General features: G+C 70.5%; 14 protein-coding genes and 1 pseudogene. 6 read left to right on the top strand and 9 right to left on the bottom strand.

Annotated features, from left to right (window positions below; translation table 11 throughout):
• The 6 genes and pseudogenes from ABZU53_RS30855 to ABZU53_RS30830 all read right to left on the bottom strand — a co-directional run.
• Positions 1-149: pseudogene (locus ABZU53_RS30855) on the bottom strand (4Fe-4S ferredoxin); the annotation flags it as partial.
• Positions 139-3,411, bottom strand: coding sequence for a formate dehydrogenase (fdh, locus tag ABZU53_RS30850; protein WP_355069099.1), 3,273 nt, complete (start codon positions 3,409-3,411; stop codon positions 139-141). The pseudogene ABZU53_RS30855 and the gene fdh, both read right to left, overlap by 11 nt.
• Before the next feature lie 89 nt (positions 3,412-3,500).
• A complete protein-coding gene (locus ABZU53_RS30845) occupies positions 3,501-3,929 on the bottom strand; it encodes a DUF6069 family protein (protein ID WP_355069097.1) in 429 nt (142 codons plus the stop codon).
• Positions 3,926-4,909: an RNA polymerase subunit sigma-70 gene (locus ABZU53_RS30840; protein WP_355069096.1), complete on the bottom strand. Its 984-nt coding sequence runs from the start codon at positions 4,907-4,909 to the stop codon at positions 3,926-3,928. The genes ABZU53_RS30845 and ABZU53_RS30840 overlap by 4 nt, the downstream gene beginning before the upstream one ends.
• Positions 4,906-5,961, bottom strand: coding sequence for a hypothetical protein (locus ABZU53_RS30835; protein WP_355069095.1), 1,056 nt, complete (start codon positions 5,959-5,961; stop codon positions 4,906-4,908). Before ABZU53_RS30835 ends, ABZU53_RS30840 begins: the two co-directional genes overlap by 4 nt.
• A 172-nt stretch (positions 5,962-6,133) precedes the next feature.
• A complete protein-coding gene (locus ABZU53_RS30830) occupies positions 6,134-6,841 on the bottom strand; it encodes a hypothetical protein (RefSeq protein ID WP_355069093.1) in 708 nt (235 codons plus the stop codon).
• Here ABZU53_RS30830 and ABZU53_RS30825 point away from each other — a divergent pair.
• The 4 genes from ABZU53_RS30825 to ABZU53_RS30810 all read left to right on the top strand — a co-directional run bounded on the left by ABZU53_RS30825 (position 6,822) and on the right by ABZU53_RS30810 (position 10,266).
• Positions 6,822-7,112: a hypothetical protein gene (locus tag ABZU53_RS30825; protein WP_355069091.1), complete on the top strand. Its 291-nt coding sequence runs from the start codon at positions 6,822-6,824 to the stop codon at positions 7,110-7,112. The genes ABZU53_RS30830 and ABZU53_RS30825 overlap by 20 nt on opposite strands.
• 176 nt (positions 7,113-7,288) lie before the next feature.
• Complete coding sequence (locus ABZU53_RS30820; protein WP_354862426.1) at positions 7,289-7,630, top strand: hypothetical protein; 342 nt, start codon at positions 7,289-7,291, stop codon at positions 7,628-7,630.
• On the top strand, positions 7,627-8,286 hold the full coding sequence (locus ABZU53_RS30815; protein ID WP_354862427.1) for a nucleotidyl transferase AbiEii/AbiGii toxin family protein: 660 nt from the start codon (positions 7,627-7,629) through the stop codon (positions 8,284-8,286). Before ABZU53_RS30820 ends, ABZU53_RS30815 begins: the two co-directional genes overlap by 4 nt.
• 189 nt (positions 8,287-8,475) lie before the next feature.
• Complete coding sequence (locus ABZU53_RS30810; RefSeq protein WP_355069089.1) at positions 8,476-10,266, top strand: 5'-nucleotidase C-terminal domain-containing protein; 1,791 nt, start codon at positions 8,476-8,478, stop codon at positions 10,264-10,266.
• 76 nt (positions 10,267-10,342) lie between these two features.
• On the opposite strand, the gene ABZU53_RS30805 is transcribed toward ABZU53_RS30810, so the two are convergent.
• Together ABZU53_RS30805 and ABZU53_RS30800 are read right to left on the bottom strand one after the other, a co-directional pair.
• On the bottom strand, positions 10,343-10,516 hold the full coding sequence (locus tag ABZU53_RS30805; RefSeq protein ID WP_234591432.1) for a hypothetical protein: 174 nt from the start codon (positions 10,514-10,516) through the stop codon (positions 10,343-10,345).
• A gap of 236 nt (positions 10,517-10,752) precedes the next feature.
• Positions 10,753-11,907 carry a geranylgeranyl reductase family protein gene (locus ABZU53_RS30800; RefSeq protein WP_355069087.1) on the bottom strand — a complete coding sequence of 385 codons (1,155 nt, stop codon included), beginning with the start codon at positions 11,905-11,907 and terminating at the stop codon, positions 10,753-10,755.
• Between the two features lie 146 nt (positions 11,908-12,053).
• Here ABZU53_RS30800 and ABZU53_RS30795 point away from each other — a divergent pair, with 146 nt between their 5' ends.
• Both ABZU53_RS30795 and ABZU53_RS30790 read left to right on the top strand, forming a co-directional pair.
• Entirely contained in the window at positions 12,054-12,290 is a 237-nt protein-coding gene (locus tag ABZU53_RS30795) for a hypothetical protein (protein ID WP_354862434.1), read from the top strand.
• 72 nt (positions 12,291-12,362) lie between these two features.
• Entirely contained in the window at positions 12,363-13,796 is a 1,434-nt protein-coding gene (locus ABZU53_RS30790) for an MFS transporter (RefSeq protein WP_355069086.1), read from the top strand.
• Positions 13,797-14,419: 623 nt separating this feature from the next.
• On the opposite strand, the gene ABZU53_RS30785 is transcribed toward ABZU53_RS30790, so the two are convergent.
• On the bottom strand, positions 14,420-14,953 hold a 534-nt coding region (locus ABZU53_RS30785), incomplete at its 5' end, for a hypothetical protein (protein WP_355069085.1).

Here is a 14,953-nt window from a genome sequence, read left to right as displayed (position 1 = left end):
TTCCACTCCTTGCAGGCCACCTCGCACGCCTTGCACCCGATACACACGCTCGTGTCGGTGAAGAACCCCATCCGCGGCGGCGCGTCCACATAGCCGGCGTCCGGCGCCGGATCGAGCGGCCCGTAGAGGCTGTTCGGGTCAGGAGCCATCGCGCCCCTCCACGTCCTGGTCGGTGGTGACGGCCGGCGCGTGTCCGCCCGGTGTGATCCCGGCCCGCCGCTGGTAGTCGGCGACCAGGTCGAGCAACGCCGTCCCGGTGGGCCGGCGGCCCGACCGGACGTCACAGGTACCGATCTTGCTCTCCTGGATGAGGACGTTGGGGTCGAGGGTGATGCCGAACAGGTCGTTGGCCGAGTCGCCGGTGACCAGACCCTCGTAACCGAAGTGGTACGGCAGCCACAGCTGGTGGATGATCCGACCGTCGACCCGCAGCGGGGTGAGCCGGTCGGTCACCAGCACCTTCGCCTCGATCACCGCGCGCCCGCTGATCAGGTGCGCCCACCCCAGATGCGCCAACCCGGCCTCGGCGGCCAACTCAGGCGACACCTCGACGAACATCTCCGGCTGCAACTCGGCCAGTGGGCGCACCGTGCGGCTCATCCCACCGGCGGTGTGGTGCTCGGTGAGCCTGCTGACCGTGAACACGTACGGGAAAACCTGGCTGTGTTCCTCGGGCGGGCTCGGGTTGACCGAGTTCACCGGGTGCGCGTACGACTTGCGGGTCGGGTTGGCCTGCTGCCGGTAGAGCGGGTTGCGCACCGGCGACTCCACCGGCTCGTAGTGCGTCGGCAGCGGCCCGTCCAGCACACCGCTGGGAGCGTAGAGCCAACCCTTGCCGTCGCCCTGCATGACGAACGGATCGTCACCGGCGATCCCCTTCGGCCCGGCCGCGCCGGCCGGCGGCCGGTACGACGGGGGCTTGGTCTTCTCGAAGTCCGGCACGTCGTAGCCGGTCCACTCGGCCTTCTCCGCGTCCCACCACACGTAGCGTTTGCGTTCACTCCACGGGTTGCCGTCCGGGTCGGCCGAGGCGCGGTTGTAGAGGATGCGGCGGTTCGCCGGCCAGGCCCAGCCCCACTCGGCGGCCACCCAGTCCTGCTCGTGTCGGGACTTGCGGCGGGCGGCCTGGTTGACGCCGTCGGCGTACACGCCCGTGTAGATCCAGCAGCCGATCGCGGTGGAGCCGTCCGCACGGGCCTCGGCAAAACTGGACAACGGACGGCCGGTCGTCACGTCGTACCCGTTGATCTCCCGCAGGACCGACTCGGCGCTCGGCTCGGCGTGCGGACCGTGCGTGGGGTAGTCCCAGGTGAGGTCGAGCAGCGCACGGTCACGCGGCAGCGTCGAGTCGGCCAGCTTCTCCCGCAGCTTGCGCCCAAGGTGGTAGAAGAACCACAGCTCGGAGCGGGCGTCGCCCGGCGGCTCGACAGCCTTCTCCCGCCACTGCAACAACCGCTGCGTCTGGGTGAACGTGCCCTCCTTCTCGACGTGCGAGGCGGCCGGCAGGAAGAACACCTCGGTACGACACTCCTCGGGCACGATCTCGCCGGTGGCCACCTCGGGGCCGTTCTGCCAGAAGGTCGCGCTCTCGATCATGAACAGGTCCCGCACGACCAGCCAGTCGAGGTTGGCCATGCCCAGGCGCTGCGCCCGGCCGTGCGCCGAGCCCACCGCCGGGTTCTGCCCGAGCAGGAAGTACCCCTTGATCTTCCCGTCGATCATGTCCAGCACCTGCTGATAGGTGCCGTGGTCACCGGTCAGTCGGGGCAGGTAGCCGTAGCAGTAGTCGTTCTCCGGCGTCGCCGCGTCACCCCAGTACGCCTTGAGCAGGCTGGCGGCGAACGACTCGGCGTTGCCCCAGAAGCCCTTCTGGCCGGGGTGGCGGATGCTGTCCACCCACTCGCCGAAGGTCGGGTGGTCGGCGTGGTGCGGCATCGGCAAATAGCCGGGCAGCAGGTTGAACAGGGTCGGGATGTCCGTCGAACCCTGGATGCTGGCGTGACCGCGCAGGGCCATCACCCCGCCACCCGGACGGCCCATGTTGCCCAGCAGCAACTGGATGATCGCCCCGGTACGGATGTACTGCACGCCCACGCTGTGCTGCGTCCACCCCACCGAGTAGATCAGCATGCCGGTGCGGTCCCGGCCGGAGTTGGCCGTCCACGCCTGGGCCAGTTCGAGGAACTTCTCCTGCGGGATGCCGCAGACCCGCTCCACCATTTCCGGCGTGTAGCGGGAGAAGTGCCGCTTGAGGATCTGGTAGACGCAGCGCGGATGCTGCAACGTCTCGTCCCGCTGGGTCTGTCCGCCCACCGGCGCGCCGTGCGACTCGTGCGCCAACCCCGCGGCGTTGTCACGCTCCTGGGCGGTGTGCCCGCTGCCGGAGGAGCCCTCGTGGCCCTCGTACTGCCAGCTGTCCTGCACGTAACTGCCGGTCTCCGGGTCGAAGCCGGAGAAGAAGCCGTCGCCGTCCTCGGTGTCGCTGAACTGCTCGCTGACGATCGTCGCCGCGTTGGTGTAGGCGAGCACGTACTCGCGGAAGTCCAGCTCGTTGTCCAGGATGTAGCGCACCACGCCGCCGAGCAGGGCGATGTCCGTGCCCGCCCGGATCGGCAGGTACGCGTCGGCCACCGCGCTCGTACGCGTGAACCGCGGGTCGACATGGAACACCTTCGCCCCACGACGCTTGGCCTCCATCACCCACTGGAAACCCACCGGGTGCGCCTCGGCCATGTTCGAACCCTGGATGACGATGACGTCAGCGTTGGCGATGTCCTGCTGGAAATCCGTCGCACCGCCACGACCGAAGCTGGCCCCCAGACCGGGGACGGTGGCGGAGTGTCAAATACGGGCCTGGTTCTCGATCTGCAGCGCCCCCATCGCCGTGAACAACTTCTTGATGAGGTAGTTCTCCTCGTTGTCCAGCGTCGCCCCGCCCAGACTGGAGATCCCCAACGTCCGGTTGAGCGGCCGGCCCTGCTCGTCAACGTCCTCCCAGGTCTGCTCGCGGGCGGCGAGGATCCGGTCGGCGATCATGTCGAGCGCGGTGTCGAGGTCCAGGTCTTCCCACTGCGTCGAGTACGGCCGCCGGTAGCGGACCGTCGTCTGCCGCAACGGACTGGTCACCAGACTCTTGCTCGCCGAACCCTTCGGACACAACCGACCTCGCGAGATCGGACTGTCCGGATCACCCTCGATCTGCGTGACCTGACCGTCGGCGACGTACACCCGCTGACCACACCCCACCGCGCAGTACGGACAGACGGACCGGGCCACGCTCTCGGCGGTCTCGGTGCGGGCGGTCAGGCCAGCCGAGCGCGCGGACTTCGCCGCCGCGCCCCGGCCCAACGGGTCCGTGCCGGTGAGCTGCCGATACACCGGCCAGCCCTCGATGAACGTCCGCAGACCCATCCCCGACACCCCCTCCCACGCGAGCGACCTCACGAACATAAGTCAGATGAGGAGTCTTCGCTAATCGAGAGGGTGGCGTCGCGGCACCGTCACTCGGTGCGCAGGCTCCATCTCAGCGCGGGGATCATCACGGCCGCGGGAACGAGGTGCAGTCCGGCAAGGGCGGTGATGGTGGCGGCGCTGCCCCCGCAGAGCAGGGGCGCGACCAACGAGGTCGCGGTCAGCGACACCGCCGTCCACACCCATCGCGCGGCGGGGCGCACGCTCCACCGCAGCAGAGCGGCGGCGATGACGATGCCCACGACCGAGAAGACGCCGGTCACCACGGCGAACCCGGGTGTCGGGATCGTCTCGCCACCAGCGGGGACCGCGAAGTCGACGCCGGCGGCCCGGGCGAGCGCGGCGGCGACGGTGGTGGCCAGCACCGCGACCAGCGTGGCGAGGAGCCCGACACCGGCGAGCCGGCGCAGTCGGTGGGTACGGCTGGTCCGGCCCGACGCCGGGGCCGCGGCGCTCACCTGGCACCGTCCGCCGGGAGGCGCTGCGGCAGCCCGAGCCGCGCGAACTGGTCGTCGTGGAAGATGACGATCTCGGCGACCGCCCCGCCGGTGACGCGCAGGACGTCGATGGTCAGCGGCAGGTACGCGCCCTCGGACTCCCGCCACAGGTAGAAGGCGACGGCGGGCTGCCGGTTCACGGCGGTCGGGACGGCGCGTAGGCGTCCCAGGTCGGCGAACCCATCCTGGACCCAGTCGTTCAGCACCGCGTCGCGGCCGACGTGGACGCCGGGAGTGGGCGGCATCGAGCAGCGGACGTCGTCGCGCAGCATGGCGGCAAGGGCGTCGATGTCCTTGGCCACGCTCGCGTCGGTGAAGCGGCGCACCAGCTCGCGCGTCCCGGCGTCCTCCTCGCCGCCGGTCCAGTCCTGCCGCTCGGCGGGCAGGTGCTCGCGCATGCCGGCGCGGGCCCGTTGCAGCGCGCTGTTCACCGAGTTGACAGAGTCCCCGAGCAGCTCCGCGACGTCCTTCGCCGGCCAGCCCAGCACGTCCCGCAGGATCAACACGGCCCGGGGGCGCGGCGCGAGGTGCTGGACCGCCACCAGGTACGCCAGCTCGATCGTCTCCCGCGCGACCGCGACGGTCTCCGGCTCGTCCGCGTCGCCCGCCGGCAGCTCGTCGAGCAGCCGGTCCGGGTACGGCTGCAACCACCGCACCTCGCCGCCGGTCGCCGGCTCCGGGCGGCGCCTGGCGAGCAGGTCCAGGCAGGCGTTCGTGGCGATCCGGTACAGCCAGGCCCGGAACGACGAACGCCCCGCGAAGGTCTCCCGCCGCCGCCACGCGCGCAGCAACGTCTCCTGCACGGCGTCCTCGGCATCCTCGAACGACCCCAGCATCCGGTAGCAGTGCACGTGCAGCTCCCGCCGGTGCCGACCCGCCAGCCCTGCGAAGGCCGGCTCGTCGACCCCACCCATCTGCTCCTCCGTGTGCGCACTCGTCACGTCATGCTCCCGTCTCGTCGTGTCCCGTCGCAGGTATGACGGGTGCGGGCGCGACAACTCATCACCGGGCCGGACGATCCTCCTAGGTAGGCGGCGACCCGGCCGAGCAGGTTGCGCCCGGACGGGTTGTAGTCCCGGAACCGGCCGAACGTCTCGCGCTCCTGGCTGGAACGGATGAACTGGTCATCGGTCCACTCCTGACCGACCGGCAGGTATCGCCGCGCGTTCGCGAGGCCGTCCAGTTGATGCAACACGTGGTAGGCGATCAGGTACTCACCGAACGTCGCGTGCAGGAACTCGTAGCTGCTGCCGGTGACGAGACTGCTGTTGACGTCCGCCGCGTGGATGAAGAAGAACCGGGCGATCGTACGGATCGCCGGGTCCAGCGGGCGGGACAACCGCTTCCGGTTCCCGGTGTACGCGGCCGACGACAGCAGCATCGGCGCCAGGTCGGCGTCCAGGTCCTGGCCACTGACCGACTGCTGCCCCCGGTTGAACATGGCGAAAGCCGCGATTCCGAGTTGCCACAGCTCGCGGTCCGCCTGGGCGGCGGCCTCGTCGCCCTCCAGCGGTCGACCCGCCGGCCGGGGCGCCTTGGTGACCTCACGACTCACGTAGCCGTTGAGCAGCCACTGGTAGAGCTGCCCCTGCGTGACCTGACCGGCGCCGTCCACCGGCGGGTCGTCCGTCGCCCCGAATATCGCCAGCATGAGCAGGAGCAGCGGCTGACGGGCCAGCTCGCCCATCGACCACACGGTGTCCGCGGCGAGCGGTTTGACCGTCGCGTTGGCGATCGGCTCCCGATTGACCTCGTTCCACATGTCGACCCACGCGCCGACCTGCTCGCGGTCGAAATCGCGCAACTTGATCACCAGCGAGCCGGCCGGGATGTTCGCGATGTTGACGACGACGGTACGGGAGGTCACCACGACGGCGACCGGCGAACCGATCGACGCCTCCTTCTCCTGGAACTCCTGCACCTCGTGCAGGAAGCCGGACTCGGTCGCGCCGGTGGCCTGCATCAGTTCGTCCAGACCGTCCAGGAGGACCACTCTGGTGACGTCCTGACTGGCGTCGGACAGCTGACGCCACCGCACACTTTCCGGCGCCCGGATGACCGAGAATCACCAGCGGGCGCTCCGCGCTGCAAGCCGAGGCGAAGTACGCGGCGAGAAAATGATCCAGCCGGTGCCCGTTCCGCTGCTGCTTCCACCACTCCTCCTCTCAGGTACGGGACTGACCGTCGGTGACGGCCCACTGGAAGTGCGGATTTACGTAACCCGATTCGGTGGTCGGCATCCGCAGGCCCGACATCTGATCCATCTCGGTGACCTGGGCGATCGGCTCCGACAGGAGATGGCGGTTACGCTGCGCCATGATCGTCCGGTCGGGTCCGTGCTGCCTGTTCGGCAGGTACGGCAGGTCGTTGAGGAGCTGCTCCATGAGCGCGAGCGACCGTTGCTGGAACTGCACGGACGTGCGGTGCGCGGCCTCCTGGGTCGCCGCCACGAACCCGATCTGGTCCAGCAACGCCCACATGCCGAATTCCGGCACGTCGGCGGCCAGTCGACGGTAGTCGTCGCGGTAGGTTCTGATCGCGCTGTCGACGATGCGCGCCTGGATCAAATGCCCGAACTGGTAGCCCAGGTCAACCTCGATCTTCTCCCAGGCGGCGAGGCCCCGGAAGAAACCCAGACAGCGCTCCGTCATCGACTCGTAGAACGGGATCACCGAGGCCATCAGGTTGGCCTCGAACCCACAGCCCGCCCACGGTAGCGGCAGTTCCACCCCCAGCAGGTACGAAACGATGGTGTCGTGCGTGACAGCGCCACCGCCGGGAACCATCTTCTGTTTCTCGACCTCGGTGAGACGGAGGCTCGAGTACCCCTTGCCCACCACCTCGTTCAGGGCAGTGAAGAACGCGCCCGCCACCACCGCGGTGTGCGCGGCCGCGATCAGTTCGTGCCGTTCCCGACCCTTCGCGCCGAAGGGTACGGTCACGGAAACGCTCGACGGCCATCGTGATCTGCTGGACCAGCTCGTTCTTCTGGTCGATCCATCCCCACGCGGCGCTGATCGCCGGCAGCAGGGCGCCAGCGCCGCCGCTGCCGAGAGCCGCCAATCCCAGCAGGGTGCCGACCTTCTCACTCCACCCCGCGTCGTGCTTGCCGAGAATTCGGCGGGCGGTTTCGAACGACATTGACGAACCGCTCACCGCGAGTCCCTTCAGATGACACCGGGAAGCGGCCACCCTAGCCCTGAAGAACCGGGCGAGCCTTCGGTTATCCGGCAGCTCTCCTCAACCACGCCGGGACGTGCGCGCAGGCCGAGGAAGGTCGCTTGAGCGACACCGGGACCGGCGGGCGTTACCCTGACAGCATGCAGGCCGTCTCGCCCACCGCGACCGGCGTGGTCTTCCTGGCCCGCCCGGGTCGTCCGGCCGTGGTGGCGCGCACCCTCACCGAGCTCACCGGCCCCACCCGCGGCGTCGTCGAGCTGCCGGTGCGGTTGATGTGGAACGCCGAGCGCACCTTCGACCTCGGCGACCCCGACCAGCTGCTCTGGATGTACGAGAACGTGCTGCGCGAGACCGCCAGCGCCGACGACCTGCGCATCCTGATCAACGGGCGGACACTGCGCCGGGTGTGGCGGTTGCTCAACCTGCCCCGGGGCGTCCGCCTCGCCTGGGAGAGCCGGCACCGCGGCCTGCGCGCGGCGTGATCGCACCACATCTGCACGAGTTCTACCGGGAGGTGGCCCGGGTGGCGCTGACCGCCGCCGGGCCGTACCGGTTCGTGCTGGGTGGCGGGGTGGCCTGGGCCGCGCACGGCCTGGTCGCCCGGCCGACCGAGGACGTGGACCTCTTCGCCGACGTCGAGGGTGCTGCCGCGGCGGCCACCGCCGGGGTGCGCGTGGCGCTGGAGCGGGCCGGGTTCACCGTCACCGACGCCGACCCGGACAGCGAGCTCGCCGATCTGTTCGACGGGTACGGCCAGGACATGAAGGACTTCGTGGTGAGCCGCGACGGGCGGCAGATCCGGCTCAGCCTGGCCCGGCTGGACCGGCAGCAGAGCCCGGTGGTGATGGACCTCGGCCCGGTGATGGACGTGCGCGACCTGGTCGCCAACAAGATCGCGGCGTTGGTCAACCGGCGCGAGGTCCGAGACTTCATCGACGTGGCGGCGGCCCTGGAGCACTACGACGTGACGCAACTGCTGATGCTCGCCCGGCAGGTCGACCCCGCGCTGGACCCGGCCGACGTACGGGCCGCCGGGCGTTACCTGGACCGGCTGTCCGACAAGCGTTTCGGCCGCTACGGCCTGGACGCCGACGACGTCGCCCGGGTGCGCCACCGCTTCACCACCTGGCCCCGCTGACGCCACCGCCCGCGAACCCGTACTTCTTCTTCCTCGCACCGTGCGGGCTGCTCCCCCGCGACCTCGTCGAGAGCGCCCTACCCTGCGACGGCCTGCGAAAACCGGGGCTGGCGTGGCGCAAGTGACAGGCGCTGGCTATGGTGCGCGAGGCGCTCACGAGGCGCGTCCACCCCCATGGAAAGGCACGTCATGACCTCTGGATCCGGTCCGTCGCGTCGCCAGGTGCTCGCCGTCGCCGCCGCGGCGGCGACCGCCCCGCTGATCGCCGCCGCCCCCGCGCAGGCGGCGGGCGCGACCCGGTCGCGCACCTGGGACCTCACGCTGCTCGGCACGTCGGACACCCACGGCAACGTCTACAACTGGGACTACTACCGCGACGCCGAGTACGACGACAGCAAGCACAACGACATCGGTGTCGCGAAGCTGGCGACCCTGATCAACCAGATCCGCGCCGAGCGGCGCGGCAAGGCCACCCTGGTCCTCGACGCCGGCGACACCATCCAGGGCACCCCCCTCGCCACGTACTACGCCAAGCAGGAGCCGATCACCGCCACCGGCGAGAAGCACCCGATGGCCCGGGCCATGAACGTCATCGACTACGACGCCGTGACGCTGGGCAACCACGAGTTCAACTACGGCCTGCCGTTGCTGGACCTGTGGATCCGCCAGCTCGGCTTCCCGGCGCTCGCCGCGAACGCGATCAACGCGAAGACCGGCAAGCCCGCCTTCCTGCCGTACGTCATCAAGAAGGTCTCCCTCGGCTTCGCGGCGCCGACCCTGCGGGTCGGCATCCTCGGCCTGACGAACCCCGGCGTGGCCATCTGGGACAAGGGCAACGTCGAGGGCAGGCTGCGCTTCGACGACATGGTGGCGTCCGCCGCGAAGTGGGTGCCGATCATGCGGGCCCGCGGCGCGGACCTCGTGCTGATCTCCGCCCACGGCGGCGACAGCGGCACCTCCAGCTACGGCCCGGAGCTGCCGAACGAGAACCCGGTGGCGCTCATCGCCCAGCAGGTGCCGGGGATCGACGCGATCCTCTTCGGGCACGCCCACAACGAGGTGGTCGAGCGGTTCGTCACCAACGAGCGGACCGGTGCGCAGGTGCTGCTCTCCGAGCCGTCGAAGTGGGGCCAGCGGCTCACCCGGATGGACTTCACCCTCGCCCGTGAGCATGGCCGCTGGACGATCACCAAGAAGGCCGCCACCATGCTGAACACCAACACGGTGTCCGAGGACCCGAAGGTGCTCGCCGCCGTGCGGGCCCAACACCAGAAGACCATCGCGTACGTGAACCAGGTGGTGGCCCAGGCAACCGTGGAGATGTCCACGGTGGAGTCCCGGTACAAGGACACCCCCATCCTGGACTTCATCAACCACGTCCAGGCCGAGACCGTCACGAAGGCGCTGGCCGGCACGCAGTACGCCAGCCTGCCGGTGCTGTCGCAGGCCTCTCCGTTCAGCCGTACCGCGGTCTTCCCCGCCGGCGACGTCAAGATCCGTGACGTGGCCGGGTTGTACGTGTTCGACAACACGCTCGAAGCGGTCGTGCTCAGCGGTGCCGAGGTGCGCGCGTACCTGGAGTACTCGGCGAAGTACTTCCGGACCCTCGCCCCGGGCGCACCGGTCGACCCGGAGCAGATCAACGACCCGTCGGTGCCGGACTACAACTACGACGCGCTCTCCGGCCTGGACTACGACATCGACATCTCCAAGCCGGTCGGCCAGCGGATCACCCGGCTGGTGCTGCCCGGCACCGACACCCCGGTGGCGGACGACGCGCAGTTCGTGATGGCGGTCAACAACTACCGGCGCAGCGGCGGCGGCAACTTCCCCGGCATCGTGAAGACCCAGGTCTACAACGCGCAGCAGGAGATCCGCCAGCTGCTCATCGACTGGGCGCAGGCCAAGGGGACGATCAACCCGGCCGACTTCTTCCAGCCCAACTGGCGACTGGTACGCGAGGGCGCGCCGGTCTTCTGATCGCAGAACGTCGGCGGGCCGTGGGTGGCGACACCCCGGCCCGCCTGCTCGTCTCTCAGCGCTGCACGTTCCAGTCTCAGCCCTGGACGTTCCAGCGGATCGGGTCCTCGGCCTTCTCCGGCCGGTCCCGCCCGGGATCGGTCTCGGTCAGCGCGACCCGCTCGTCCGGGCGAACGGCGGGCGGCAACTCCCCGAACCGGATGTGGCGCAGGAACGCGTACTCGTCCTCGGTGAACGGTTGCTCGGCCATCGGCACCCCCTCCTGCCCTGCCATTGTCTGACGGCGGGCGGCCCACAGCACCGGTCTGTCGGTTGACAGTCCCCTCGACCGTCGGGTGCGGCCCGACACACCGCGTAAGGCATCCTAGGATCCTGGGTGTATGGCCTGAGGCAACGCGCCGTCGGCAGGGGCGGTCGGCAGGGACGGTCGAGCGGGCTGGCGCAGGCGAGGCGGGCCGGCGGGCCTGCGGACCGCCGGGCTGTTGCTCAGGGGTGGATGCTGGCGGCCGGCCGGCGCGGGGCGGGCAGCCGGTCCAGCACCGCGAGCGCCGCCCGGACCGGTCGACGTCGCAGCATATCGTCGAAACTCGCCCGACCCTGACAGAAACGGACGAACATCCGCCAACCCGGCGGGGTCGCCAACAGAGCGTGGAAGACCTCCGGGCGGCGGGTGAACAGGTCGAGTAGCCGGAACCCCGCCCGCATCTCCGGCGTCAGGCCCTCGGTGACTGCCCGCTCGTACCCGGCCAGATCACCGTCGGCGACCGCCGCGCCGGCCATCTCCCCGGAGCGCAGCGCGAAGCTGATGCCCTCGCGGCTCCACGGCTCCAGCAGCCCGGCGGCATCCCCCACCACCAACACACGGCCGTTGCGCAATGGGGAGTCCTCCGCACGGCAACGGGTCAGGTGACCCGAGTCGTGCTCCGCCGGCAGCCCGGTCAGGCCCAACCGGTCGACGAACTCCCGCAGGTAGGCGCGCGTCCCCTCCCCCGCCCCCCGGCCCGCGATCACACCGACGGTCAACCGGTCGCCCTTCGGGAACACCCAGGCGTACGAGCCCGGCATCGCCCCCCAGTCCAGCAGCAGTCGCCCGCGCCAGCGCTCCTGCTCGGCGGGCGGCACCGGCACCTCCAACTCCAGCCCCAGGTCCACCTGCCGGTAGCGCACACCCACGTGTCGGGCCGTCACCCCCGAGGAACCGTCCGCGCCGATCACCGTGCGGGCCGTGAGCGTCGTACCGTCGGCCAGCCGCAGGCGTACCCCCTCGGGGTCCTGCTCGATCGCGCGGACCGCGACCTGCTCCCGCATCTGCGCGCCGGCAGCGACCGCCGCCGCGCGCAGCCGGTCGTCGAACTCCTCGCGGCGCACCATGGTCACCACCGGACTGCCGTTGCGGCGGGTGAACTCCCGCCGGCCGTCGCGGGTGAACGTCACCCGGTCCACCCGGTCGTGCGCCGGCACCTCGATGCGGCCGCGCACGGCCGCCAGCGACGTGCCGATCAGGCCACCGCCACACGTCTTGTACCGCGGGTGCGCGGCCCGCTCGACAACCAGCGTACGAACGCCGGCGCGGGCCGCGGCGTGTGCCGCGGAAAGCCCGGCGGGGCCGGCGCCGACGACGACGAGATCCCAGACGATCACGGTTGCAGCCTAGGGCACCCTCCGCTGCGCGGCCCGGGCACGGCGAGCTGCCAAACGCCCGATCGGGTGGGCATCTTCGGTCAGGCAGGGGGTAACCGACGTGACGCGACCGTCCGCGCGGGAGCGGACGAGCAGAGGAGGAGATCATGCAGCGGGTTCAGCTGTCGGAGATCGAGCAGCGCGTGTACCAGGCGGTCACCGCCCTCGAAGCACGTGGCCAGGTGCCCTATCCGGACCTGATCGCCGAAGGATCCGGTCTGACCGAGGAGCAGGTGCACACCCCACTGCACGAACTCACCCAGAAGGGCCTGCTGCACCGCGAGGACTCGCCGATGGCCGGCCTCGACTTCGGCCCCCGATTCTGCGCCCGTCAGATGGCGTGACCTCCGACGGTTGGCCCCCGCCTGCCGGGGTAGCGGTCAGGGATGCATGATCGACCGTCAACGGGGGGCAGCATGAGCGCGGCGCACGAGCCGCAGCCGGTCGACGCGGCCGAGAACCGCCGACGCTGGCAGGCCGTCGGTGTCGGGCTGGTCGCCGCGTTCATGACGCTGCTCGACGTGAGCATCGTCAACGTCGCGGTGCCGTCCATCGACCGCGCGCTGCACGCCTCCCCGAGCGACCTGCAGTGGGTCCTCTCCGGGTACGCGCTGACCTTCGGGCTGGTGCTCGTACCGGCCGGCCGCTTCGGTGACTTCCGCGGGCGGCGCAACGCGTTCGTCTTCGGCATTTCGCTGTTCACCCTGACCAGCGCGCTCGCCGGCCTGGCCACGTCCCCCACCTGGCTGGTCGCCGCCCGGCTGCTCCAGGGCGCCGCCGCCGGCATCATCAACCCGCAGGTGATCGGGTTGATCCAACAGCTGTTCCGCGGGCCGGAACGAGCCCGTCCGTTCGGTCTGCTCGGCGCGACCATCGGCATCTCCACCGCCGTCGGGCCGCTGCTCGGCGGGCTGCTCATCGCCTTGGGCGGCGAGGAGCACGGCTGGCGGTGGGTCTTCTTCGTCAACGTGCCGGTCGGCATCGTCGCGGTGATCCTCGGGTGGCGGCTGCTGCCCGGTCGACCCGCCGGGCAGCCCGGCCGACGCCGACTCGACCCGGTCGGTGTGCTGCTGCTCGGCGTCGGCGTGGTGCTGATCCTGCTGCCACTCGTACAGGAGCAGCAGTGGCGTACGCCGTGGAAGTGGGCGCTCATCCCGGCCGGCCTGGCGGTGCTGGTCGCCTTCGGGCTGTGGGAACGGTGGTACGCGCGGCACCGCGAACCCCTGTTCGACCTGCGGCTGTTCACCTTCCAGTCGTACACACTCGGATCGCTCATCGCGCTGGTCTACTTCGGTGGGTTCACCGCGATCTTCTTCATCTTCACCCTGTTCCTGCAGAACGGGCTCGGCTACAGCGCGCTCGTCGCTGGTCTCGCCATCACCCCGTTCGCGCTCGGGTCCGCCGCCGCGTCCGCGCTGGGGGGACGCGTCGTCAACCGCTTCGGCCGTCCCCTGGTCGCCATCGGACTGCTCGGCGTGGTGGTCGGCCTGGCCGCCACGGTGCTCGCACTGCGCCTCGCGCCCGACGCCCCGGCGCCCTGGGTCACCGCCGCGCCGCTGCTCGTCGCCGGTATCGGCAGCGGACTGGTCATCGCCCCCAACCAGACACTCACCCTCGCCCAGGTGCCCGTTCCCCAGGCAGGCAGCGGGGCCGGCATGCTCCAGACCGGCCAGCGGATCGGGGCGGCGGCCGGCATCGCCGCGGTCGGGTCGATGTTCTTCTCGTCGCTCACCGACAGTCGCGGCAACTGGACGTCGGCCTTCGAGAAATCGCTACTGCTCGCCACGGGGATCATCGCGCTCGCGCTGGTCGCCGCGCTGATCGACATCCTCCGCGGCCACCACGACTGAAAATCCCGGGAGCACGCGCGCCGCGCAGGTCGACACGCCGCCCGGGTCGAGGCGCCGCCCGGGTCGAGGCGCTACGCGGGTCGAGGCGCTGCGCGGGTCGAGGCACCGCATGCCGCTTGGGTTCATGCGTCGCCCAGGTCGGCATGCCGGTCGGATCGATGTGCCACACAGACCGGCATTTCGGTCGGGCCCACGCGCCGCCCAGGTCGGCATGCCGATCGGCGGTCAGTCACGGGCCGGGCATACCAACGGCCGGCACCTGACCGGCCGCCCGATGTCCGCCGCCCGCCGCCCGTCGGCGGTCGGCGGTCGGCGGTCGGCGGTCGGCGGTCGGGCGTCGGGCGTCGGGCGTCGGGCGTCGGGCGTCGGGCGAGATCTTGGACAGTTTCCGTTAGGGCCGAACGGAAACTGTCCAAGATTCACCGTCACACGGGCCGACGATGCCGTTCGGCGGGCTGCGCCCGTGGATGTGAGGGGTCGGCCGGTCACTCGGCGGGGCTGGCTACGCCGCTAGCCGGCACCCGACTCGGCGTGGTGGCCAGGTCAGTGGGCGGGGGGCTGGATATGCCGATGGCCGGCACCCGGGTTCGGGTGCCGGCCAGTCGGTCGGGTCGTGCGGTGGGTCAGCTGTTCCAGTGCTGGGCAACCAGGTCGGTGGCCTGCTGCTCCCACTGGGCGTAGGCGTCTGGGTACGCGGAGACCTGCACGGTCTGCGCGGCCTGGGTCAGGGGCATGTCCTGCCAGCCGTCAACCTGACGCAGGCCCTTGAGGAACGCGGTGGTGGAGTACTCGGGGTTGGTGATCTGCTCCGGGGTGCCCCAACCACTGGAGGGGCGCTGCTGGAACAGGCCCAGCGAGTCGTGGTCGTTCATGTCGCCGAGGTGGCCGAGGTTCTCCAGCTTCGACTCCTGCAGGCTCGTGGCGATCGAGATGACCGCGGCGCGCTCGGGCAGGCCGGCCTTCTTCGTGGCGGCGATGATCGCCTTGGCGTTGGCGGTCTGCTCGTCGTTGAGGCTGATGTGGGACTGGTTGCCCTGCGGCTTCGACACTGCCGTCTGCACGGCGGCGACGGGCTTGGCGTCGACGGGGTTGGCGTGGGCGGCGATCGGGCCGGCGAAGACACCACCGGCGAACGCGAGACCAGCAACGGACAGCAT

It is taken from the genome of Micromonospora sp. NPDC005194 (genome assembly GCF_040608335.1).
GTDB lineage: Bacteria > Actinomycetota > Actinomycetes > Mycobacteriales > Micromonosporaceae > Micromonospora.
The sequence above is the reverse complement of the archived record's forward strand: the minus strand, read 5'-3'. Positions and strand labels throughout refer to the sequence as shown.

Coding starts and splice junctions, on each gene's coding strand:
- ABZU53_RS30820 (WP_354862426.1), top strand. CDS start 7,289: ATGCAGGCCGTCTCGCCCACCGCGACCGGCGTGGTCTTCCTGGCCCGC.
- ABZU53_RS30805 (WP_234591432.1), bottom strand. CDS start 10,516: ATGGCCGAGCAACCGTTCACCGAGGACGAGTACGCGTTCCTGCGCCAC.
- ABZU53_RS30810 (WP_355069089.1), top strand. CDS start 8,476: ATGACCTCTGGATCCGGTCCGTCGCGTCGCCAGGTGCTCGCCGTCGCC.
- ABZU53_RS30795 (WP_354862434.1), top strand. CDS start 12,054: ATGCAGCGGGTTCAGCTGTCGGAGATCGAGCAGCGCGTGTACCAGGCG.
- ABZU53_RS30790 (WP_355069086.1), top strand. CDS start 12,363: ATGAGCGCGGCGCACGAGCCGCAGCCGGTCGACGCGGCCGAGAACCGC.